Annotated in this window: 20 protein-coding genes; all 20 read right to left on the bottom strand. The window is 40.7% G+C overall.

Going from position 1 to position 23,004, the window contains the following annotated elements; translation table 11 throughout:
- Positions 1 to 8: 8 nt before the first annotated feature.
- Positions 9 to 767, bottom strand: coding sequence for a hypothetical protein (locus QZL88_RS09425; protein ID WP_296940436.1), 759 nt, complete (start codon positions 765 to 767; stop codon positions 9 to 11).
- A 2-nt stretch (positions 768 to 769) separates the two neighbouring features.
- On the bottom strand, positions 770 to 1,258 hold the full coding sequence (locus QZL88_RS09420; RefSeq protein ID WP_296940434.1) for a DUF5034 domain-containing protein: 489 nt from the start codon (positions 1,256 to 1,258) through the stop codon (positions 770 to 772).
- 142 nt (positions 1,259 to 1,400) lie between these two features.
- Complete coding sequence (locus tag QZL88_RS09415; RefSeq protein ID WP_296940432.1) at positions 1,401 to 1,853, bottom strand: GatB/YqeY domain-containing protein; 453 nt, start codon at positions 1,851 to 1,853, stop codon at positions 1,401 to 1,403.
- Between the two features lie 66 nt (positions 1,854 to 1,919).
- Positions 1,920 to 3,212 (bottom strand): cell division protein FtsZ, encoded by a 1,293-nt coding sequence (gene ftsZ, locus QZL88_RS09410; RefSeq protein ID WP_296940430.1) that lies wholly within the window; start codon positions 3,210 to 3,212, stop codon positions 1,920 to 1,922.
- Positions 3,213 to 3,278: 66 nt separating this feature from the next.
- On the bottom strand, positions 3,279 to 4,610 hold the full coding sequence (gene ftsA, locus QZL88_RS09405) for a cell division protein FtsA (protein WP_296940428.1): 1,332 nt from the start codon (positions 4,608 to 4,610) through the stop codon (positions 3,279 to 3,281).
- Positions 4,611 to 4,668: 58 nt separating this feature from the next.
- Positions 4,669 to 5,403: a hypothetical protein gene (locus QZL88_RS09400; RefSeq protein ID WP_296940425.1), complete on the bottom strand. Its 735-nt coding sequence runs from the start codon at positions 5,401 to 5,403 to the stop codon at positions 4,669 to 4,671.
- 72 nt (positions 5,404 to 5,475) lie between these two features.
- Positions 5,476 to 5,928 carry a transposase gene (locus tag QZL88_RS09395; protein WP_296940423.1) on the bottom strand — a complete coding sequence of 151 codons (453 nt, stop codon included), beginning with the start codon at positions 5,926 to 5,928 and terminating at the stop codon, positions 5,476 to 5,478.
- Positions 5,929 to 6,034: 106 nt separating this feature from the next.
- Positions 6,035 to 7,405, bottom strand: coding sequence for a UDP-N-acetylmuramate--L-alanine ligase (gene murC / locus QZL88_RS09390; protein WP_296940422.1), 1,371 nt, complete (start codon positions 7,403 to 7,405; stop codon positions 6,035 to 6,037).
- Entirely contained in the window at positions 7,398 to 8,510 is a 1,113-nt protein-coding gene (gene murG, locus QZL88_RS09385) for an undecaprenyldiphospho-muramoylpentapeptide beta-N-acetylglucosaminyltransferase (protein WP_296940420.1), read from the bottom strand. Before murG ends, murC begins: the two co-directional genes overlap by 8 nt.
- Entirely contained in the window at positions 8,507 to 9,757 is a 1,251-nt protein-coding gene (locus QZL88_RS09380) for an FtsW/RodA/SpoVE family cell cycle protein (RefSeq protein ID WP_296940418.1), read from the bottom strand. Before QZL88_RS09380 ends, murG begins: the two co-directional genes overlap by 4 nt.
- Before the next feature lie 6 nt (positions 9,758 to 9,763).
- Entirely contained in the window at positions 9,764 to 11,098 is a 1,335-nt protein-coding gene (murD, locus tag QZL88_RS09375) for a UDP-N-acetylmuramoyl-L-alanine--D-glutamate ligase (protein ID WP_296940416.1), read from the bottom strand.
- Positions 11,099 to 11,181: 83 nt separating this feature from the next.
- A complete protein-coding gene (mraY, locus tag QZL88_RS09370) occupies positions 11,182 to 12,444 on the bottom strand; it encodes a phospho-N-acetylmuramoyl-pentapeptide-transferase (protein ID WP_006799047.1) in 1,263 nt (420 codons plus the stop codon).
- Between the two features lie 18 nt (positions 12,445 to 12,462).
- Complete coding sequence (locus QZL88_RS09365; RefSeq protein WP_296940413.1) at positions 12,463 to 13,914, bottom strand: UDP-N-acetylmuramoyl-L-alanyl-D-glutamate--2,6-diaminopimelate ligase; 1,452 nt, start codon at positions 13,912 to 13,914, stop codon at positions 12,463 to 12,465.
- A gap of 106 nt (positions 13,915 to 14,020) precedes the next feature.
- On the bottom strand, positions 14,021 to 16,228 hold the full coding sequence (locus QZL88_RS09360) for a penicillin-binding protein (RefSeq protein WP_296940412.1): 2,208 nt from the start codon (positions 16,226 to 16,228) through the stop codon (positions 14,021 to 14,023).
- Between the two features lie 24 nt (positions 16,229 to 16,252).
- Entirely contained in the window at positions 16,253 to 16,579 is a 327-nt protein-coding gene (locus tag QZL88_RS09355) for an FtsL-like putative cell division protein (RefSeq protein ID WP_006799050.1), read from the bottom strand.
- A 34-nt stretch (positions 16,580 to 16,613) separates the two neighbouring features.
- Positions 16,614 to 17,525 carry a 16S rRNA (cytosine(1402)-N(4))-methyltransferase RsmH gene (gene rsmH / locus QZL88_RS09350; RefSeq protein ID WP_296940408.1) on the bottom strand — a complete coding sequence of 304 codons (912 nt, stop codon included), beginning with the start codon at positions 17,523 to 17,525 and terminating at the stop codon, positions 16,614 to 16,616.
- A 2-nt stretch (positions 17,526 to 17,527) separates the two neighbouring features.
- Positions 17,528 to 17,989, bottom strand: a complete 462-nt coding sequence (locus tag QZL88_RS09345; protein ID WP_296940407.1) for a division/cell wall cluster transcriptional repressor MraZ — start codon at positions 17,987 to 17,989, stop codon at positions 17,528 to 17,530.
- A 411-nt stretch (positions 17,990 to 18,400) separates the two neighbouring features.
- Positions 18,401 to 20,170, bottom strand: coding sequence for an alpha-L-rhamnosidase C-terminal domain-containing protein (locus tag QZL88_RS09340; protein ID WP_296940405.1), 1,770 nt, complete (start codon positions 20,168 to 20,170; stop codon positions 18,401 to 18,403).
- A 164-nt stretch (positions 20,171 to 20,334) separates the two neighbouring features.
- The gene (locus QZL88_RS09335; protein ID WP_296940403.1) at positions 20,335 to 21,237 is read right to left on the bottom strand and encodes an AraC family transcriptional regulator; all 903 of its coding nucleotides are present in this window, start codon (positions 21,235 to 21,237) and stop codon (positions 20,335 to 20,337) included.
- A 186-nt stretch (positions 21,238 to 21,423) separates the two neighbouring features.
- On the bottom strand, positions 21,424 to 23,001 hold the full coding sequence (locus QZL88_RS09330) for a sodium:solute symporter (RefSeq protein ID WP_296940402.1): 1,578 nt from the start codon (positions 22,999 to 23,001) through the stop codon (positions 21,424 to 21,426).
- Between the last annotated feature and the right edge of the window lie 3 nt (positions 23,002 to 23,004).

The raw sequence follows: 23,004 nt of genomic DNA, 5'->3' as shown, positions 1-23,004 counted from the left end.
GAGTATTTTTATTTTCCCCATCCAAAAGAGACACCCAGACTGATGCCTAAGGAATGCATGTTCTTCCCTTTTATTTCTATTTCGTCCACGACTGAGCCATCATAATAGTCTGTAGTTACTGCTTTGAATTTGGGTTTAGTCAATCGAAGACGGTAGTTTATTCCCAGTGTAAGACTGGTTGTATTAGTTAATTTATAAGACGATGTAAGTTGAAGGGCTGTTATTATATTCTTGTCAGATACAAAATTATCATCATCAGGAAGCCAGATATATCTTACATTATACATTGCATTTGAATTATGTTCTTTCACCGTGTAACTTGCTGATGGAACATACAGATCTTCCAAGCCAAAACCCAAGTGAGGGACAAGGTCAAATTTTTTGAACCTGAATTTGTAGAATGCACCGATTGTCAGTTTAGCACCTGGATTATCGTCACTTTCACTAAAATAGTCACTGCTGAGATAATAGGAATTAAGATCAAATTCGTTAAGGTAATTAGCACTCTTATAATCCTTATTATAAGAATATAACGATATCGAAAGATCAGAATAAACGCCTATATTTCGGGATATTAGAAAATTTATTCTGCTTTTCAAATCTGTCGTCCTGTTTTTCCTCAATCCTTTATTTATATCCTCATTGTCGAACCACTGATTCAATCCGAAGGTTTGTTCTACCTCAAAATCCAACCAAAATTTCTTTTCCTGCGCATGGCTACTCGAAAACACAATCAGACCCATGATGAAAAATAACATCTTCTTCATTATTAATATAATTCTATCAGATTGGTACTGGCCTCCATCACTTTGTCTTCCTTAGTCGTTAAAATCACTTTAAAAGAATAAGTTCCGGCAGGGATTGATTTCTTTAAAACAAAAGCGTTGTCCAGCAGTATTGAAGTATATGAAGTCTTTGTAAACAAACCGGATATATCACTCCCGGCAGGATATTCTTCTCCTATATCCACATTAGATACTATTTGTTCCGACTTGATATTATCGCTTACTCTATAGTAAAGTCCTGTTGTTTCTTCATTCTCTTCAATCAAATAGCGGATACCGATCATGTAGGCTTCTTTTTTTATAGGTTCATCAGAAATAACTGGCCCCTGACCTTCATTGTTGATATTATAAAGTTCTATAGCCTTTATGGTTACGGCTTTAGGCTCTCCACCCTCTTTTTCATCACAGCTCATCGCTGTATTCAAAAGGAATAGGAAAGAAATTAATAAATACAGGGAAATTTTCAATTTCATAGTCAGTACATTTTTTAGATTAGGCTATACAAGTATAATATAAATATTCTGATTTTACAGATTTAAAACGCAATATAAAAACGAAAAAGCAGGATGTTTATTACACCCTGCTCTTATATTGTATAGATTATCCCCATCTATTTTATTTGCTCAATAGCTTCTTAACCGTCTCGGAAATAGCTTTACCTGCTGCAACTCCTGCTAATGCCTTTGTAGCTACACCCATTACTTTGCCCATATCGGCAGGTGAAGTTGCTCCAACCTGAGCGATGATTTCACCGATTTTAGTATCCAGTTCGTCCTGCGATAATTGTTTAGGGAGAAATGCTTCTATAACTGCCAGTTCTGCCAGTTCGTTTTCGGCAAGGTCTGCACGGTTCTGTGTGGTATAGATAGCAGCACTGTCGCGACGTTGCTTAGCCATCTTCTGAAGTATCTGGATAGCCGCTTCGTCGGAAAGTTCATCATTAGCCCCTTTTGCAGTTTTGGCCTCTATGAATTCTTTTTTGACACCACGCAATGCTTCCAGTCTTACTTTATCTTTCGCACGCATTGCATCTTTTATTCCTTCACTAACTTGATCGAATAAGTTCATGGTTATATGTTTTTTATTATATTGTTTTATTAAGTAACAGAAAGGGTCAAATGTAACACTATCGAATCAGAATAGTTCCCCCGGTTTCTTTGCTTCGGGCTTATATTCTCCCGGATTAAATTTATCGTCACGCTTAAATACAGGAGTATTTTCCAGCGCATCCACAATGCGGTCATTATCCAGTTCTTCCGTAGATAAGATAATCGGCTTTGGGGTAAAGAAAGATGTTCTTACCGCCATTGTCTGCACACCGTCTTTTCCGTAGTGCTTTTCTATCATCTCGTTAATGCGGCGTTTTTCTTCTTCCTCTGTCCTTATACGTTCTTCTTCGAGCATCTCCTCCTCTTCTGTCATTTCGCGGTAATGCTCATCTATACCCGGAATGCTGGACATACCAAATCCTGTAGCAAGGAGAGTTATCTTCACTTTTTCTCCCAGTTTCTTATCGGTAGCTGTACCCCAGATTACTTCGATTTCTGGGCCGAAGCGTTTCATAAAATTAGCTACAGCTTCCATCTCTTCTACAATAAGAGGATTCTCGTCGCTTGAATATATATTGAATAATATTTTCTTGGCATCAAATACATCATTGTTATTCAACAACGGAGAGTGTAGCGCGTTTACAATCGCATCTTCCACACGGCTTTCACCTTCACCGTATCCGCTACTCATGATGGCAACCCCGCCATCTTTGAGTATTGTTTTCACATCGGCAAAGTCAAGATTGATATGACCGTGTACGGTGATTATTTCAGCGATGCCTTTTGCCGCGATAGTCAATGTATCATCCGCTTTTGCAAAGGCATTCGGAATAGTAAGGTCCGCATATATATCTATCAGTCGCTCATTGTTGATAACGAGCAATGCGTCTACATTCTTCGCTATATCTTCAACGCCGCGAAGAGCCTGTATTATCTTTTTACGGCCTTCGAAAACAAACGGAATAGTCACAATTCCTACTGTAAGGATTCCCATATCTTTGGCAATACGTGCTACTACAGGTGCTGCACCTGTACCTGTGCCACCTCCCATACCGGCAGTGATGAAGGCCATTCTGGTACCGTCGTTAAGCAGTCTTTCCAGATCGTCGCGACTTTCTTCCGCCGCAGCTTTGGCTACTTCCGGACGGTTGCCCGCTCCAAGGCCTTCCGTTGTTTTCCGTCCCAGCTGGACACGGGTTTCTACAGGAGATTCGCAAAGAGCCTGATTATCTGTGTTACACAATGCAAACGATACATCGTGTATTCCTTCGTTGTACATATGATTCACGGCGTTACCACCGCCACCTCCTACACCAATTACTTTTATTATAGTTTGGGTTTTCTTTGGAAACTGGAAATCAAGTATTTTTTCATCCATATTTTAGAGGTTGTTTATTTTTAGCTGATAGCTGTTAGCTTATATTTATTTTACTTATTACTGCATTTACTCTTCGTCGTTGAACATTGTTCCTCCGAAGTTCTGTATTTTTTCAAAAAAGCCAAACAAAGTTGTTTGTTTGCCGTCTTTTTGCTTCTTGTGCTTTTTATTTTTCTTTGTATCTTCCTCCGGTTCTTCTTCCTCTTCAACAGGAGGGGTAAGGGTCGGAGTGGGAGCAATTACAGGTTCTACCTTAGGCATCACAACTTCTTTCTTCTCGCAATTTTCATTTGCAAAAAGCAACAGACTCAATGCCTGTGTATATAAAGGATTCTGAAGCAATTCGGCTGCATTGTTTATGTATACGCGTTTTGCTACTGCACGTTTTACCGGAAGTTGTGATTTTTCGGCAAGGTAATCGACCAGGCCGTTCATCTGAGACGCTCCACCTATCATGATAATACCTGCATCCAGTTCATCTGCATATCCTGATAGTTTTATCTGATTGATAACATTCAGTATAATTTCATCCTGACGGAGTTGTATCACTTTGTTCAGTTCTCTTAAATCTACATCGGGAGAAACGTCTGCAGCTGCCTTATTCTTCTCTTTTCCTAATTTTCCGTAACGGATTTTGTAAGTCTCTGCAGATTCGAAAACGAAGCCAAGCTCCTGTACGTCTTTCGTTATAGTACGCCCGCCAAATGGTATGACTGACATGAACCGCAACAAACCGCCTTTGTATATGGAAAGAGTTGTAGTACTTGCCCCAAAATCGACTAGGGCGCATCCCGCCTGCCTGTCGTGTTCGTCAAGTACCAGCGCTCCGGCAGCAACAGGTCCTACTATGTAGCCTGCAATTTCTATCTGGGCTTTCTCGGTTATACTTTTTGCCAGATTGGTCTTTATATTCGGGCGGCCTATAACCAGACGGTAATGACCGTCGAGAGTAGAGCCTATTTTATCTATAGGGTCTTCTTCATAGTTTCCGTCCAGATAGTATTCGGGAGCAAGAACACTGTAGTTAGTAAAAAACTCAGGTTTATTTAGCTTCGCCTGTTGTTCCAGATTATCCAACAAAGCAAAAGTGATAGGCGTTGTTCCATCCAATAATTTGGTTTCTTTATGCTCTATTGCCCGAAGTGATTTTCCGGCAACCGATACATACGCTTTCCCTATTTTCTTTCCTGTTTTGTTCTCGAGCAAGTTGATAAGTTTCTTAATCTTACCTGCCGCTTCGTCTATATTGTATATTACACCGTATTTTACACACGAATCGGAAGGAATACTTTCCGATGCAAGAATGGAAATCACTCCCTGCTCGTTCTTACGACCTACTACTCCAATTATCTTGGATGTACCTAAGTCGATGCCTACTATAAATCCTGATTGCTCCATATAATTCCTATCTTTATAAACCGGTTTGGATAAAACCGGCAAAATATCTATTCTTCATTTAACGTTTTGTACAGACAACTTGTTTGTCAAACTTCAAATTAATAACGGAATACTTGTTCCATCCCGTTTCGTTAAGTCCGTTTTCATAAAAAGCCAAGAGTTTATCCAGCCTTTCTTTATATCCATATAGGTTTCCCAAAATAATCTGGTGATCACCCACACGGGGTATTAATTTTATATCCTGATTAGGTAGGACCACAATTTGCTCAATTTGTGCGTTCCAGAACTTATCATTATGCAAAAATAGTGCAAATTTGTATAAGTCGGTCTTTGCAAAGTCTTCTTTTATTGCTCCGGTGGCAATGGGAAGGTATGCGGTGAAACGTCTCGACAGAGGCATCTTACGTCCTTCATTGTCGATATAGTAATTTTCTCCTGTGCCGGACATAACCCTCAGTACGGGTTTACGTTCTTCTATAGACGCTTTGATAGCTCCATTATTGGTAACAAATACATCAGCCTTTTTTACAAGTTGATTTGTCAATATAGCCTCTTCGATTGCGTTTGTGTTGATGTCTTTTATTTGTTTGCCTGTCGGATCCAGCCCTTTTTCTTTCACATATTGCGCTATATCTTCTGTTTCTACAAACTGCTCGTCATCAGTACCATTCTTTACCTCGACTTCAAACTTGGAGCATACGCCATCCTTTGGTTTCCCCTGAAAGTAGAAAACCGAAAAAATGAGATAGCCTGCAAGCATACAAATTCCGATAATGACTAATGCTTTTTTCATATTTTTTGTTCCTTGTTTTCAATTGCCTCCTGCTTTAGCTGGAGGTTCTCAAATGTAATATATAAAATGACTTTAGTCGAAATTATACTTCTTGATAAACTCATCAAACTCTTCCTGAAAAGTTTTTTTACGATGATGTACTTCTTGATTCAACACATATTCTCTCACCCTACCAATCATTGATTCTGAAATAGACAATGCAAAATATTCGTCTTGCCATTCAAATTTTTGATTAATTAGCTTAGACTTATTTATCCAAAAAGAGGATTCTCCTTTAATTAGTTGCATCACTTTTTGAATTGTTTGATCTATACCAAGTGATATTATACAATGACAATGATCTGAATAACCGGAAATAGAATCTATAAAAATATCTTTCGTTATCGCATTTTCTTTAATATGATGCCATACTTTTTGTCTTAATTCAATTGAGTTAAGATACGGAATCCTATTTTTCGTACTCCATACACAATGAATATATACTTTAAGATAAGACATTTTAATCTCAGTTTTGGCTAAAGCCATTTTTATCTATTCCTACATACCCTCCACTTAAAAGTGGGGGCAATTAATCAATAGAATACAACAGCCTCGACCGAAAGCGAAAAGCTATTGATTCTTCTTTTCACCATTATATTTTTTGTTCCAATATATCCTTTATAGGACCTAATAGCTGGTCGATGTCTCCTGCCCCTACAGTGAGCAGAACTTCTATATCATTCTTATTTTCCAATAAAGGTAATAATTCCTCTTTGCTGCACAATGTTTTAGGACATGTGACTTTATCGAAAATAATCTTCGAAGTCACTCCTTCTATCGGCTTTTCCCTTGCCGGATAAATATCCAGCAGGACTAGCTCGTCCAATAAAGACAGACTCTTTGCAAATTCAGAGGCAAAATCTCGCGTCCGCGTATACAGATGCGGCTGAAAAATACCAGTCAGCTTACGGTCGGGATATAATTCCTTGACAGATGTTATACTAGCGGCCAGTTCTTCCGGATGGTGCGCGTAATCGTCTATCATCACTATCTTATCTGTTTTCAGCAAAAAATCGAAACGACGCTTTGCTCCCATAAAGGTGGCCATACCATGCCGTAGTTCGTTGGCAGTGGCTCCGTTAAGCCATGCCAGAGCCATGGAACCAATGCCGTTTTCTATATTTATTTTTACGGGTACACCGAGCTGTATGTTGTCAATTGTTTCCTTCGGTGTTACAAAATCGAACCGGATCTCGCCATTTCCTATTTTTATATTCTGTGCATGAAAATCTCCTTTATCCATCGAATAAGTATATACCCGCACATCTTTTCCTGTTTTTGGCGAAAGTTTTATATTGTGCTTCATCACCAATGCCCCTCCGGGCTGGATAAGGCTTGTAAACTTCTCAAAGCTTTTCAGATAATCCTCCTCTGTACCATATATATCCAGATGGTCGGGATCGACAGAAGTTACCAGCGCCATATAAGGATGAAGCCAGTGGAAAGAACGGTCGTACTCATCCGCTTCCACCACCGTAAATTCGCTTTTATCGGAAAGCATCAGGTTACTGCCATAATTTTTCAATATACCGCCCAGAAAGGCATTACAATCGAGATGCGACTGCTTAAGAATGTGTGCCAGCATACTGGAAGTCGTAGTCTTTCCATGTGTACCTGCGCAACAGAGAGCTTTACTGGATTTTGTGATTATGCCTAATACCTGTGCCCTTTTCTGTATAGTAAATCCGTTCTGCTGAAAATATCTGACTTCTTCATTCTCAGCCGGTACGGCAGGTGTATATACAACCAGTGTACTTCCTTTATCTTTACAATAGCCCGGTATAAGCTTTACATCATCAGTATAATGGATTTCAGCGCCTTCGGTAACCAGATCTTTTGTTAGAGAAGTTTCGGTACGGTCATATCCGGCAACCTTTTTGCCTTTCGACATAAAGTAACGCGCCAGATTGCTCATGCCTATACCGCCTATTCCTATAAAATATATAGATTGTATATTATTCATTTTCCTTTACCAATTTAATAACCTCATCCACAATACGGTTGGCAGAATCGGGTTGTGCCATTTTCAGAATATTCTCTGATAAAATGCTAAGTTTTTCTTTATCCTGTATTACGTCTAATGCCACAGGTACAAGTTTTTCGATTGCTTCATCATCCCTGATCAGAATAGCTGCATTTTTGTTTACCAGCGCCATCGCATTCTTTGTCTGATGATCTTCCGATACATTCGGCGAAGGTACTAATATCACAGGCTTTCCGAGCAGGCTAAGTTCGGAGATAGAGCTTGCCCCCGCACGGGAAATAACCAGATCAGCTGCTTTATAGGCCAAATCCATCCGCGATATAAATTCATGGATATGTATATTTTCAGGACTACCTTTACTGGATAAATCCATATTCATTTCGAACGAATAGAGTTTTCCGCATTGCCAAAGCAATTGTACATCAGACTTAGCCAGTTCATCAATTCCCGACAGAATACTTTTATTCATCATCCTCGAACCTAAGCTTCCTCCTATGAGCAGGATTGTTTTTTTGTTCGGATCGAGGTTAAATTCCTTATTTGCTTCTTGCTTGGTAATAGTAGCAGATAGTAACTCCTGACGGCATGGATTGCCAGTCATTACTATTTTGCTTTTAGGGAAGAAACGTTCCATCCCTTCGTATGCAACACATACTACAGAAGCCTTCTTTGACAAGAATTTATTTGTAACCCCGGCATAGGAATTCTGTTCCTGAATAAGCGTCGGTATTTTCAACGCATTCGCTTTGTATAGCACGGGACCACTCGCATAGCCTCCCACACCTATTACGACATCGGGCCGGAAATCCTTGAGTATCCGTTTCGCTTTTATTAAGCTCTTCTGGAATTTCAATACGGTAGATATATTCTTAAAGATATTTTTCCTGTTAAGACCAGATATTTCCAGACCGATAATTTCATATCCGGCTGCAGGAACTTTCTCCATTTCCATACGACCGGTAGCTCCTACAAAGAGGATTTCAGCATCAGGATAACGCCCTTTTATCGTGTTGGCAATAGCTATAGCAGGGAATATATGCCCTCCTGTGCCCCCACCGCTTATTATTACTTTTAGCTGTTTCATATTCTATTTGCTTCATCAAAAGTTTCAAAATCCACATTCGCAATGCTTTCGTCTACATCTTCATGATCTGAATCGTTCAGTTTTGAAGAACAAGCCAAAATAATCCCGAAATAAGCGCAAGTAATAATTGTAGAAGTTCCTCCCCGGCTGACCAATGGTAATGGCTGCCCTGTTACGGGTATAAGATTGACTGCAACGGCCATATTAGCCAAAGCCTGTATTGTAAGTATAAGCCCTGCCCCCAGAATGAGGTAGCGGGGAAATTTCTTTTCGCATTTCGATGCAAGTACTCCGCACCGGATCATTAATGCGACATATAAAAGGAGTACAAATAATCCGCCGAGCAAACCCATCTCTTCAAGAACGATTGCAAAAATAAAGTCGGAATACGCCTGCGGCAGAAAATCCCGCTCTACACCACTGCCGGGAAGCCCGATAACACCTCCGTTTGCAATCGCTATTTTAGCATGCGATACCTGATAGTTGTCGTCTGTGATTTTATAGGCAATTGTCCCGTCTTCTTTTCTATCGTGGATAGAGATTCCTTCCTGTTCGCCGGAGTGCCTTTCTATACGGTTTTTCCATGTGGTAAGACGATCAGGAAAGTAGTCCTTAACAACTTTATCGGGTAATAAAGTTATACAAAGTAACACAAGCCCGACCAAAGCCGCACCGCCTAAACCGACCTTCAATAGCCGCTTAAATTGCACCTGTCCGATCCATAGCATGAGTACGGATACCCCAAAGAGAAGACATGCAGTAGATAAGTTCTCAGGGGCAATCAATGCGCAAATGACAACTATCCCTATAATCAATGTCTTAAAAATCCACGTCTCATTTTCCGGCTTCATTTTACTAAGGAAGAAAGCGATAAAGCCGATAGCCGATATCTTTGCAAACTCAGATGGCTGTATCGTAAATGCACCTACTCCCAGCCAGCGTTGCGCACCATTCACGTCCTGCCCCATAAACATAGTGAAGATGAGCAGTATGGCCGAAATGGGTAAGCCCAGTAATAAGATGGAGAAAAAGCGGGTAGGCACCCTTTGCAAAAACATAACCACAGCAAACCCGATCAGCAAGAATGCAGCATGACGGAGTATCGGAGCCCAATGGCTTTGCTGACGGTAGGCAATTGTACTTGTAGCACTAAAGACTTCAAGCAAAGAGATAATACACAATGCTATAAATATGCACCATATTACCTTATCACCTTTAAATGCCCTTCCTAAAAAATTGAATTCCATATCTAATTACAATTTTCTGACATATTCTTTAAATTGGTTACCTCTGTCTTCGTAATTCTTAAAGAGGTCGAAGCTGGCACAACAAGGTGATAGCAATACTGTATCTCCCTCTTCAGCCAATGCGTAAGCTTTTTCTACAGCATCTTTCATCGATGATGTATCTTGTATCTTTTCTATTTTACCATCAAAGAACTTATGCAGCTTGCTATTGTCCACACCCAGAAATACAAGGGCGCGCGCTTTGTCCTTTACCAGCTGTTCTATCTCGGCATAATCATTTCCTTTATCCGTTCCCCCAAGTATCAAAACTACTTTTGTTTTCATACTCTGCAAAGCATACCAGCATGAATTCACATTGGTAGCCTTCGAATCATTTATAAACTGGACACCCTTCACCTTAGCTACCTTCTCGAGACGATGCTCTACTCCCTGAAAGTCGCTGAGAGAATGGCGAAGGTTTTCGTCAGTTATATCCAGCAACTTAGCGGCAATACCTGAAGCAAGCGAATTGTAGAGGTTGTGTGTACCTTCCAGAGCTAATAAATCCTGTTCCATAATAAATGCGGAATTAGGAGTGTTAATATCTATTTCATGATCATTCAGGTAAGCGACTGCATTGCCAACCTTGTGTTCGGCGAATGTATATTGTTTACCTTTAGATACCAGTTTCTTAATTTCTTTACTTACAATAGGGTCTTCTTCCCAAAATATGAAAGCGTCGGCCTCGGTCTGGTTCTGTACGATACGCATCTTAGCGTCTATGTATTTCTGTATATCGTGGTCGTATCTGTCCAGATGGTCAGGCGTGATATTCAGTAAGATGGCGATGTCAGCTTTGAAAGAATACATGTTTTCGAGCTGGAAACTACTTAGTTCCAACACGTAATAATCATAATTTTCTTCCGCGACCTGACGGGCAAAACTCCTCCCGATATTTCCTCCCAGCCCTACATTCAGCCCCGCCGATTTCAGTATATGATATATCAGGCTGGTAGTGGTCGTTTTGCCATTACTCCCTGTTATACAAATCATTTTGGCAGTCGTATAACGTTTGGCGAATTCCATTTCGGAAAGAACGGGAATACCTTTTTCTATGGCTTTGTGAACAAGAGGAGCATAATTAGGAATACCCGGACTTTTTATGATTTCGGTTGCGGCGAGTACCAGCTCTTCAGTATGACCCTTTTCTTCGTAAGGAATACCGTATTGCTCCAGTTCTGCTTTATACTTGTCCTGCAAAGGACCATTATCCGACAAAAAAACATCGAATCCTTTTGCTTGTGCAAGTATGGCCGAACCAACTCCGCTTTCGCCTCCTCCCAGTATGATTATCTTGTTCATATATTCTTTAATTTCAGGATTTCAAGATTTCAAATTTCAAGATTTTTGTTCAAGACTTAATCTTGAAATTTTGAAATTGCATATTATCGCATTTTCAATGTTGCTAATGTAAGTACAGCCAGGATAATTCCTATAATCCAGAAACGTACCACAATTTTCGATTCCGGTACAGCCCCTATCGGTTTTTGGAATAAAGCCTGTATGCCTGAATTTCCGGCCTTCTGGAAATGATGATGCAGAGGTGTCATTTTAAATACACGGCGTCCTTCACCGTATTTCTTCTTGGTCAGTTTAAAATAAAATACCTGTATCATTACCGAGAGGCTCTCCACCATAAAGATACCACATAATATAGGCAGCAATAATTCTTTATGGATAACCACCGCGAAAACCCCGATTATACCCCCCAGCGTTAAGCTACCCGTATCTCCCATGAATACCTGTGCGGGAAATGCATTGTACCATAAGAAACCAACTGTAGCCCCGATAAATGCTGAGGCAAATATAACGAGCTCCTGACTACCCGGAATAAACATTATATTCAGATAGGAGGCAAACTCAATGTGTCCGGATACATATGCAAGTATCCCCAAAGTGACCCCTATTATTGCCGAACTACCGGCCGCAAGCCCATCGAGCCCATCGGTCAGATTTGCACCGTTCGATACAGCCGTTACAATGAATATAACAATCGTTACAAACAATATCCAGGCAGCAGGTTCAGCATAGTCACCCATGAAAGAGACAAGGTCTTCATAGTCTAGGTTGTTATTCTTCATGAAAGGGATGGTAGTCTGTGTAGACTTCGCTCCTTCGGCAGTATAACTGACCCGTTCTATGACATTATCCTGATTACGAAATTCTATATTTTCACGGATAATAACGTCAGGACTCAGGTAAAGCGTCATGCCAACGATAAGTCCCAGACCTATCTGGGCAATTATTTTAAACTTACCATGCAGTCCTTCTTTATCCTTTTTGAATACCTTGATATAATCGTCCAAAAAGCCAAGAACTCCCAACCAAACGGTTGTAATAAGCATCAGAATGATATATATATTGTCTAAACGGGCCAAAAGCAAAACGGGTACAAGTATGGAGATGATAATGATAATTCCTCCCATTGTAGGCGTTCCTTTTTTGCTCAATTGTCCTTCCAGTCCCAGATTGCGGACTATTTCTCCGATTTGCAGCTTTTGCAGCTTGTCGATGATACGACGCCCTATGATAGTGGATATCAATAATGATAATACCAGTGCCATGGCTGCACGGAACGAGACATACCTGAACATCCCCGCTCCCGGGAAATCTAACTGGTCTAAATAGTCGAATAGATAATATAACATTTGCTCCTTCTGATTTTTTTATTCTCCAAAAATATTTCTTACTACTTCTCTATCATCGAAGTGATGTTTCACTCCTTTCACATCCTGATAATCTTCATGGCCTTTACCTGCAATGAGGATTACATCGCCCTCTTTGGCCAATGTGCAAGCTGTTTTAATCGCTTGTTCACGCTCTACGATCAATAGTGTTTTCTTCATTTGCTGACTGTTCAGCCCGTCAGCCATATCGTTGATAATAGCCTGTGGCTCTTCGAATCGCGGATTGTCGGATGTAAGTATCACCTGATCGCTCAGGCGTACAGCCTCACGTGCCATAATCGGACGTTTGGTCTTATCCCTGTTGCCTCCACAACCCACTACCGTAATCACACGCCCGTTACCTTCCAATACTTCGTGGATGGCTTCCAACACATTCGTTAAAGCATCGGGTGTATGCGCATAATCAACAATCGCTGTATAGTTTTCAGGCGAGCGTAATGTCTCGAAACGTCCCGATACCGGTTTTAATGTACTCAGGATAAGCAATGCCTCATCCGGGTCCTGCCCTAGCAGAACGGTTGCTCCATACACTGCTAATAAATTATACACATTGAACACACCGACAAACTGCACCTGCAATTCCTTATTATTGAATTCGACAGCTGTGCCGTCGAAGTGCTTCTCTATAATCTTAGCTTTAAAATCGGCCAGCGTTTTTACCGAATAAGTATATTTCTTCGCTTTTGTATTCTGAAGCATTACCGCTCCGTTCTTGTCATCGGCGTTGGTAAGGGCAAAAGCAGTTTCGGGCAAATTGTCGAAAAACATCTTTTTGGCTTTCAGGTACTCAGCCATCGTTTTGTGATAGTCGAGATGATCCTGCGTGATATTGGTAAAGATACCACCATCGAACTTCAATCCACTGATACGTTTCTGATGTATCGCATGCGAGCTCACTTCCATGAAAGCATATTCGCAGCCAGCATCTACCATCTTTGCCAGCATCTCATTCAGCGACAGCGGATCAGGCGTAGTATGTGTGGCATGATATACCGTGCCATCGATATAGTTAGCTACTGTGGATAGTAATCCTACTTTATACCCCAGTTTACGGAACATCTCATATAATAATGTGGCTGTAGTAGTCTTGCCATTCGTTCCGGTAACTCCCACCAGTTTCAGTTTGGCAGAAGGGTCTCCATACCATAGGGTGGCAATTTTACCGGCTGCATCTGCACTGTCCTTTATTTTTACATAAGTAATTCCTTCTCTCGAAGTATCTACTTTCTCCTGGTGGATTACAACTTTAGCTCCTAAATCAAGGGCATTGTTAATATATTGGTGTCCGTCTACCTGTACCCCTTTCAGGGCAATAAAGGCCGAACCGGCGATTGCTTTACGTGAGTCGGTCTGAATAGCTGTTATTTCAAGATTTTCATCTCCTTTTATTTCAACTACATCTATGCCTTTTAATAAATCCTTTAATTTCATATCTGTATTCTTTATTTAAGTAAAAGAAAGTACTTAATAATATTATTAACCAGCTTAACTGCCTATTGCTTATAAACTTAATCAAGTAACAAACAGGTCTGCGACCTTAATTCAATTCTATTGTAATACCACCGCCTTTTACTATCCGGCTTCCGGCAGGGATAGATTGCCGCTTCACTTTTCCCTCTCCCGTCAGGTTGACTCTAAGTCCGGCATTCTCCAATAGATATACTGCATCACGTGCCCCCATACCTATAACGTTAGGAACAAGGCCTTGTTTTACGGAAGTATTATCTTCCAATATAATTCCTCCTGACAGAGAGTCGCTCTTCGTCTTTATCCAATCGATATTACTACCCGAAAACGTATAATTCTGGTCTAGCTTTTTCAATACATATTCTGTATTCTTAAGCAATCCTCCCTTAACTACAGGAATCAATGAGTTTACAGTATCTTTCGGAGCAGGTAGAGGAGTCGACACTAAGTGTTTAGTATAAATGCCTTCGGCTATAGACTTAAATACCGATCCAGCCATAAGCCCTCCCGACGGAGAACCCTGCGGCCTGCGTATCCCAACAAAACATGTATATTTTGGGTCTTCTGCGGGGAAATATCCACAGAACGAAACATAATAACCTTCGTATCCTCCCCGAGATGCAATCATTGCCGTACCTGTCTTACCTGCCGATTGGAAAAGTTGAGAACCGGCTGCTTTTCCCAGACCGTCAGACACTACCCCTCTGAGCATTTCCCTCACCTCTCCTAATGTCTTCTCGGAGCATAACGCCGGATTGATAACTTCCGTTTCGAATTCTTCTTTCACCTTGCCATCTTTCATAAAGGCTTTGGTAAGGAAAGGCTTTATCATTTTCCCGTTATTGGCTATCCCATTGTAAAACATCAGCATGTAGATAGGCGGAATCTGTGTCTCATAACCGAACGACATCCATGCCAGAGTCGTTTTTGACCACGGATTTGCCTTATCATCCGGCATGCGGACTATGGATGTGCCTTCTATACCCTTCAGAGGTACGTCCCATTCTATTTTCTTTGTAATACCTAAATCACGGATATGTTGTGCATATTTCTGAGGATTATTTTCATAGCCCTTCAGAATCATTTTAGTCATAACAACATTGGAAGAAATATACATCCCTTCGGTAATAGTCATAAACTCTTTGCGTCCCCCTGTACGCCAGTAGTGGTCGCGCACAACACGCCCTTTATATTCGAAAAGCCCATTGCCGACACGCACAGAGTCATTTGGTGTAACTACCCCGTCTTCGAGGGCTACCATCACCGATACGGTCTTGAATGTGGAACCCGGTTCGGACATCCACGAGAATGCATTCGGGTTTCCTTCGGCATATACTCCTTCCGATACCCTGTCGAGATTGGTTATCGCTTTTATTTCGCCGGTAGCTACTTCCATTACAATGGCTACACCTGATTCGGCTTTTGTTTCAGCCAGTTTGCCGTAAAGGGCTTTTTCTGCCATATCCTGAATATCCACATTCAGTGTGGTCTTTATATCCCAGCCATCGACAGGTTCTTCCAATACTACGTCTATCCAGCGGCCTTGCACACGCTCACGTGTTTTCAACCCGGGCACACCTTTGAGTATTGAATCATATTTCAACTCCAGTCCACTCGCCCCCCCGTCTTCAAAATCTTTAAAGATAGAGCCTACGGTCCGTCCAGCCAATCGGCCGAAAGGTTTCAGACGCATTGTCTTTTCTTCGGTGAAAAGACCGCTCCTGTTGCTGCGCTGATTAAAGAACGGAAATGTTTTCAGTTCTTTCAGGTCGACATAATTTATATCGGGGCGAATAATTCTTACATAACGGCTTCTTACTTTTACCTTCTTGTTGGAACCACTTTTCCGGTTGCGCTCCAGTTCGTCCAGTTCTTTGCGGCTAAGTGCCCAGCCATCTAATATTATCTTTTTGTATTGAGCGGCATTTCTATCCGGAAATTTTTTCGCTAACTCCTGAGACAGAGGGGTTACGTATTTCATCAACGTATCTTTCTTTATACCCTCCGACATGAAGTCGACATATACGCCATACAAGGGTTCACTGGTTGCAAGCAGACGGCCGTCATCGGCATATATATTTCCGCGGTTGGGACGTATCTCCCGGTCTTTTTTTACAGTTTCCTGTTTGCCAAGCTCGCGCCATTCGGGCCCTTCCGCATATTTGATTTTGAAAATGCAAACAATAATTGCTATAAACACGAAAGACATGAAAAAGACAATCCAACCATAACGGCTGACTGCTACATTCTTCATCGTTCCTTCTGATTTCTTTGCCATATCCTTTTTCCGAGAAAGTCTCTTCTATTTCTTAATTTTATAAATAGGCTCTTTGGTTTGCTGCAAGTCTACTCCGTTCTGCTGGATCAAAGACTCTACTTTCGACTCACGGCTCACTCCCATCAACTGTGCCGCAATAGTCAATGATTCGAATTTCGCATCTTTCAGTTCATGCTGCAACGACTCTATCTGAGACCTCTTTTCTATACAACTGTATCTGTTGCTTATATATAAGACGAGAATAACAAAAACAGTGATAATGAAACGTGCATTCTTCCAGAAGAAGTCCTCTGTAAGAACTGTCCCTCCCAGAATATACATCACTTTCTTTTTTATATCTTTCGCTTTCATTTCTATTACAAGTCCTATGTAATTTATTAACAACTCAAATTTTCTCTGCTATCCTTAGTTTAGCGCTTCTCGAACGCGGGTTTCTTTCCTCTTCTTCCCGTGAAGGCACAATTACTTTATTGTTTATCAATTTGAATGGCGTTTCAAAGTTCCCGAAGAAGTCTTTTTCCACTTTCCCTTCAAAGTTACCTGTCTTAAAGAAGTTCTTCACAAGCCTGTCTTCCAAAGAATGATAGGTGATAACGACCAAACGACCGCCCGGTTTCAATATGTCAAGAGCCTGTTCAAGCATTTCTTTCAGAGTTTCCATCTCTTCATTCACCTCTATGCGAAGTGCCTGAAAGGCTTGAGCCAAAACTTTCTTTTCTTTTTCGCCTCTCCCGACAAAGGAATTCAGCGTATCCAGCAAGTCACTTACTTTCCTGTAAGGTTTTTCTTTCCGAGTCTTTACAATCGCAGACGCAATGCGCCTCGACTGCTTAAGCTCACCATATAAGTAAAAGACATCTGCCAGCTGCTCTTCGGTGTATATATTCAGCACTTGTGCTGCCGTTTTCCCGGCTTTCTGATTCATGCGCATATCCAGATCACTATCTTCGAAACGGAAAGAAAATCCACGGTCTTCGGCATCGAAATGATGTGATGACACGCCCAAATCGGCAAGAATAGCGTCCACTTCTTCTACGCCGTGATATTTAATAAAGTTCTTTAGGAAGCGGAAATTGCTCCGGATGAACGTGAATTTACTATCCTCCTGTATATTGTTGATAGCGTCTTCATCCTGATCGAAAGCATACAGATGTCCCTTGTTGCCGAGGCGGGAAAGGATCTCCTTCGAATGTCCGCCACCGCCGAATGTTACGTCTACACAAATACTCTCGGTACGAATATTCATACCGTCCACACTTTCGTGGAGCAGTGCAGGTGTATGGTATATCTCAGTCATGATTAGTCGTATTGTGAGTCGTTGTTCATTAATGTCTGTATACGGGAACTGAAATCATCTGCCGGAATAAGCGTCTTTTCCAGCCCTTCTTTTGCCCATATCTCAATTGTATTATCTACCCCTAAGAATCTAACATCGGATAGGATGCTTACCATCTGGCAATATCGCTTCGATATCAGGATGCGTCCGTTCGTATCTATATCGAGACGCTCGGCATCAACAACAAACTGCCTGAAAAGAGCTTGTTGCTCTCGATCCCATCTGCTTAAGCGCGAACGTAATTTTGCTACCTCTTCTTCCCATACTTCCACGGGATAGAGGACAAGACAATCCTGAAACAGATCTTTTCTGAGTATCAATGTATTCTGGGTAGAAGATTGAAGAATCTTCCTGAAGGCAGCCGGCACAAAGACCCTCCCCTTCGCGTCGATTTTCGCTTCTATATTACCCAAAAATTGAATCATTAACACTTTGAATTTTAACTATATACAATATGCGACGTAAAGGTATGAAAATTATACACTTTTCCCCACATTTCCCCACTTAAAATTGACTAAAAGTTTTTAACAACCATGTTCATAAGTTTTCAACATATATATTGACTTGATAATGTTTGACTTGTAATACTTTGTCAACAGGTTGTAAACAAGTTGTCAACAGTTCTTTTTAGGTGATATTTATAAATAATATTAATTATACATTTGTATTAAATGTACTATTCTTTTAGGATATATACAAACACAAAATAACCCATATTCCTTTTTGGATAGCCTAAAAGGAATACAAGTCCAGTAGATATAAGTTAAAAATAAAGTTGTTGTTAAAAATGGTGTGTGCGGTATAAAGTGAAACTATTTTGTATAGCAGGATTTGTTTTACTTCACCACAACGACTCCTTCAGGAGCCTTAATTTCCGATTTGATTTTCCCATCGGCTTGTTTTGTATGTTTTATCTCTATGATCCCATGCGGAGTAGGAAAAGCACCTTCTGCCCATTCCAAATCTCCCAGATTAGGGGTAATCCGTACCTTTTTGCATCCGGCTTCTAAAGGTTCTACCCCCAGTACATGTCTACTAAGCCATGTAGTAGGACCCGAAGCCCAGCCATGACAAAAACTATGGCGATATCCTTTATAGCAATATCCCCCATAAGAGGCGTGAACATTTACTTTTCCTTCGGGTACGACCTCGTCAATCCGTGCTGCATTTTTCATCCAGTCTATATCGAAATCTTCCCAGAACGAGGTTGCTCCAAGGTCGAGCATAGCACCCCAATATTCACGTATGTTATCTATCGCACCTTTATAATCGCCTGCTTTTGCACGGGCATTCAGCATATAGTAGCCATAGAAGGTAGACATACCATGCACTCCGTTTTGTGCCAATACTTCATCATTTGCTTTCTTTGGTGCGATAAGCCCGGATAGGCTTAGCAGGGAAGCTGCCTGTTTGGACGAAGTTATGTCCGGTACATATTTTCTTAGTTTCTTTAAAGCCGATTGGCAAAGTTTTTCACTCTCTTTGTCATTCAGTATTCTGCTCAATTCTTCCCCTGCATCGAATGTCATTACCATCATAGATTGCAGGCCGGCATGAATGACCTGGGGATTTTCACTCGATGGCCAGTCGAGAAAACGATTGCCGTCCAGTATCTCTTTTCCGTTGTTGTCTATCTTTTCACTTAAAAGTTTAAGTAATCGAGACATATATTCCTGTTGCTCTTTAAGATATTCCAGATTGCCCTGATATAGATACCAGTCGCGATGGATTATAATCCACCACATGGAATATGAGCTGATACCGTTCATCCATGCAGGCAGAGGTGTAATATCCCGTGCCAGATCGAGACTTTTAGGTACAACATTGTTATATCCGAAAACAGCATTGATTGTCATTACTTCAGGGTGAAGGTCTCCCACCCATACTAATCGGTCGCGTTTTATAGCATCCCACAGGTAATCCTGCATATTGAGATGTACCGTATATGCACCTGTAAGCCATATCTGGTTCAGGCGTTCATCATTACAACGGAAAGAGCCCAGATAGGGGATATCCCTATATGCAAATGCAGCACTTATTTCCTTTATTTCCACTTCCGTATCAGGGTCTACAACATCGATGCGGACAAAGCGAAATCCGGAATCGCCTACAGTGAGTCGTCCCAGCCAGGGTAGTGTCACTATAAAATCACGCATGGCATGATCGTTTGTAGCTCCGCCTTCACCTCCAATATCACTCATGGTCTCGGCAACGGACTCTCCGAAGCGGATACGTACTTTTCCTGCCGGATTCTTATTGTTTATAGACGTTATTATTTCCAATCCACCCTGTATTTCTTTGCCAAAATCGAGAATAATACCGCCTTTGTTCGTATTATCACCAATTAGTTTAAGATAAGTTCCTGCATTCAGATCGGCTTGGCCTGTTCCTTGTTTTAGGATAGATTGGGTGTTTATTACATGTTTTTCGCTATTATTGTCAGAAGTCCAGATAATACGCGTAGGGGTAAGGTAATTATATACCAGACTGCTTGTCCTGGATTTTACATTGGTACCATCCTGAAATGGGAGTGGTAATTGCTGGGCGGATATATTATTACTTACTAATAATAAGGTAATTAATGCTAGGTTTAATATTATTCGCATGCTCTTCATTTATTGATTGACTTCAGGATTCATGATTTTTCTTCGTTATCAGGCTACGATAGAGATTTATGGAAACTGACAAAGATAGTAGTTTTGCCTGTCTATATAAATTAACAATTTGACAGTCCTATTATAAAAAATGACAAAATCGGGTGATGTGCCTTTTATGGGTTTTTCGGGCCCTGTGTAAATTTCCGGTACTCGATAGGTGTTGTATTATTCTTCTTTTTGAATGCAGTAAAGAAATATTCCTGATTTTCGAAACCCATCATATAGGCTATCTCTTTTACAGGAATCATTGTGTTCGTCAGTAATTCTTTCGACTTCTGTATTTTTAGTTCCTGAATGTATTGCGACGGAGCAAAACCTGTATATTCTTTAAATATTTTTCGGAAATTGGAATAGCTCATATTTAATTGGTCGGCTATCTCCTGAGGTTTTATCTCTTTGAAATTTTCAAGGATAATGATTTTGGCTTTATTGATCTGATTGACCGATTCGGAACTTTCAAAGAGGTAGTTTTTATCTAAAGAATATGCCAATCCGAGTAAATGGTTTACAATTCCGGCAAGCATTTGTTGGAACCCCGATTTCTGTTCAATCGCAATTTGTATCGCTTGTTTATATAATTGGACAACCTCATTGTTGAGACCTACATTGTATATCGGTTTTTCTTTGTTGAAGAAACCATTGCTAACTCGGCTATCGATATTAATCCCTTTAAAGCCTATCCAGTATTCGTCCCATCCTGCTTGCTTGTCAGGCATATAATTGTGCCACTCGCCCGGAAACAGGAGAAACATATGGCCTTCATTTATCGGATGAGTTTCTTTCTTTCCCGATATGTTGGATATATAAGAGCCTTTCCCCTTGGTAATATATAGAAGCTGGTATTCATCCAAAATGCGTCCTCTATCTGTAGAAAATAAGTATCTGGTAGGGTGATTTCCCGGCGGGTAAGGCATATTGGATTCTATACTCTGGTAGCCTACCGAGTTTACAGTCAGCCCCCATAGTAAGTCTGTTTCATTTACTATCAGATATTTCAAATGAATAGAGTCTTTCATCTTTATATGAGTATGTTATTCTGGTATATAAAGTGCAATGTAGCGAAAATATTTTAAAATTTGATATTATGCATTGTCACTAGTAGGGTTGTTTTAGCTTTATTTTCATATTGATAATATGTCTTAAAAGTGCAGGCAGACCATATTATAGCCTGCCTGCATTTATTTATATTCTATGTATAATTGCTATGACAGAATAATCAATAGTAAAGCCGAAAGCACGAGCAATATAATACCCCATATCCGATAATTCGAATACCATTTAACCTGTCTTAGTTCTATAGTTTCCTTTCTGAACCCATCCAGCGTGAATATATTCTCTCTTAGTTTTTCTTCTGATGGTGCAGCATAACGAAGGCTTACCAGATACATAACTATGATACTGAATGTAAATAGTATTGGTACGATGAATAAGAAATGCATATTACCGAAGATCGCAGACTTGAAGAATAATAGGAGTATAGCAATAACAAGTCCGCTGATAAGCCCTGTAAATACACCTTGTCCATTTACCCGTTTACTAAAAATACCTACTATGAAAGCTGCAACAATAGGAGGAGCCAGATAGGCTAGCATCTCCTGATAATATTTCAATATGGAACCGAATTTGCCTATTTGAGGTGCCCATAAAGCTGCTATAATGACAACTATCACAGATACTATTTTCCCTACTCGTACCAGTTTTTTATCATCTGCATTCTTATCTATCTTCCGGTAAAAGTCCATAGTAAACAGCGTAGAAGTAGAGTTCATTATTGCACTCAGTGCCGACGTAAGCGCGGCAAAAAGAACGGCTATCATAATCCCCAGAAGCCCTACAGGCATCAGATTGAGAATCATTGCCGGATACACCATATCGGGACTGGCTAATCCCGGAAATAGTTTCTGTGCCATTACCCCCGGTATTGCAAACAAGAAAAGAGTAGTTAAGGTAATACCTCCGTTGAGCATAACACCCTTACGTCCTTCGTTCAGATTTTTTGCACTCAGTACCCGTTGTACCAAGGTCTGATTGTTTGCCCAAAAGTACAGTCCTGTAATAGGCATCCCTATAAAGAGGGCGAGCCACGGTGTAGAAGGATCATCGAGTGGACGGATAAGCTTTGTCATGTAATCGCCCGATGCAAGCAAATCCCTGAAATATTCGAAGCCACCACTCATTGTTACAAATACAGCAAGCAATACCGACCCGACAATCAGTATAACAGCTTGTATAATCTCTGCATTGATAGCCGAAGACAAGCCTCCGGGTATGGTGTAAGATGCCGCCAGTATGGCAAACACAATCACTATTATCTGTATATCGACCGAAGGCATAAGCAGTTTGATAATCAGAGCGGCTGCATACAATGCTGTTGCCGCATCGAGAAAGATATTTCCTATAATGCAAATGGCAGAGAAGTAGTATCGTGAGCGTGCATCGAATCGTCTTTCCAGAAATTCGGGGATTGTAAATATGCCGCTATTGATGTAAACAGGCAAAAGGAAAGTGGCAAAGAATACCATTACCACAACGCCCATCAGATTGTAATTGAATACGGAAATACCCGTAGAATAAGCATCTCCCGTTTGTCCGATCAACGTAGTACTGGAAATACTGGCAGCGAATAAAGACAATCCTACCACTATCCACGACATGCTCCGACCCGCAAGGAAATAAGACTTCGAATCGCTGCTCTTACCGTTTTTTAATGCCCACCAAATGATGAATGCCATGCTGATTACTATAATCGCAATGTCTATCGGGGAAATCGTTGCAGTCATTTT

This window comes from uncultured Dysgonomonas sp. (assembly GCF_900079725.1).
Classification (GTDB): Bacteria; Bacteroidota; Bacteroidia; order Bacteroidales; family Dysgonomonadaceae; genus Dysgonomonas.
The sequence above is the reverse complement of the archived record's forward strand: the minus strand, read 5'-3'. Positions and strand labels throughout refer to the sequence as shown.

What these genes read in the sequence shown, in the direction of transcription:
- QZL88_RS09425 (WP_296940436.1), bottom strand. Translation starts at nt 767, where the DNA reads ATGAAGAAGATGTTATTTTTCATCATGGGTCTGATTGTGTTTTCGAGT.
- QZL88_RS09420 (WP_296940434.1), bottom strand. Translation starts at nt 1,258, where the DNA reads ATGAAATTGAAAATTTCCCTGTATTTATTAATTTCTTTCCTATTCCTT.
- QZL88_RS09415 (WP_296940432.1), bottom strand. Translation starts at nt 1,853, where the DNA reads ATGAACTTATTCGATCAAGTTAGTGAAGGAATAAAAGATGCAATGCGT.
- ftsZ (WP_296940430.1), bottom strand. Translation starts at nt 3,212, where the DNA reads ATGGATGAAAAAATACTTGATTTCCAGTTTCCAAAGAAAACCCAAACT.
- ftsA (WP_296940428.1), bottom strand. Translation starts at nt 4,610, where the DNA reads ATGGAGCAATCAGGATTTATAGTAGGCATCGACTTAGGTACATCCAAG.
- QZL88_RS09400 (WP_296940425.1), bottom strand. Translation starts at nt 5,403, where the DNA reads ATGAAAAAAGCATTAGTCATTATCGGAATTTGTATGCTTGCAGGCTAT.
- QZL88_RS09395 (WP_296940423.1), bottom strand. Translation starts at nt 5,928, where the DNA reads ATGGCTTTAGCCAAAACTGAGATTAAAATGTCTTATCTTAAAGTATAT.
- murC (WP_296940422.1), bottom strand. Translation starts at nt 7,405, where the DNA reads ATGAATAATATACAATCTATATATTTTATAGGAATAGGCGGTATAGGC.
- murG (WP_296940420.1), bottom strand. Translation starts at nt 8,510, where the DNA reads ATGAAACAGCTAAAAGTAATAATAAGCGGTGGGGGCACAGGAGGGCAT.
- QZL88_RS09380 (WP_296940418.1), bottom strand. Translation starts at nt 9,757, where the DNA reads ATGGAATTCAATTTTTTAGGAAGGGCATTTAAAGGTGATAAGGTAATA.
- murD (WP_296940416.1), bottom strand. Translation starts at nt 11,098, where the DNA reads ATGAACAAGATAATCATACTGGGAGGAGGCGAAAGCGGAGTTGGTTCG.
- mraY (WP_006799047.1), bottom strand. Translation starts at nt 12,444, where the DNA reads ATGTTATATTATCTATTCGACTATTTAGACCAGTTAGATTTCCCGGGA.
- QZL88_RS09365 (WP_296940413.1), bottom strand. Translation starts at nt 13,914, where the DNA reads ATGAAATTAAAGGATTTATTAAAAGGCATAGATGTAGTTGAAATAAAA.
- QZL88_RS09360 (WP_296940412.1), bottom strand. Translation starts at nt 16,228, where the DNA reads ATGGCAAAGAAATCAGAAGGAACGATGAAGAATGTAGCAGTCAGCCGT.
- QZL88_RS09355 (WP_006799050.1), bottom strand. Translation starts at nt 16,579, where the DNA reads ATGAAAGCGAAAGATATAAAAAAGAAAGTGATGTATATTCTGGGAGGG.
- rsmH (WP_296940408.1), bottom strand. Translation starts at nt 17,525, where the DNA reads ATGACTGAGATATACCATACACCTGCACTGCTCCACGAAAGTGTGGAC.
- QZL88_RS09345 (WP_296940407.1), bottom strand. Translation starts at nt 17,989, where the DNA reads ATGATTCAATTTTTGGGTAATATAGAAGCGAAAATCGACGCGAAGGGG.
- QZL88_RS09340 (WP_296940405.1), bottom strand. Translation starts at nt 20,170, where the DNA reads ATGCGAATAATATTAAACCTAGCATTAATTACCTTATTATTAGTAAGT.
- QZL88_RS09335 (WP_296940403.1), bottom strand. Translation starts at nt 21,237, where the DNA reads ATGAAAGACTCTATTCATTTGAAATATCTGATAGTAAATGAAACAGAC.
- QZL88_RS09330 (WP_296940402.1), bottom strand. Translation starts at nt 23,001, where the DNA reads ATGACTGCAACGATTTCCCCGATAGACATTGCGATTATAGTAATCAGC.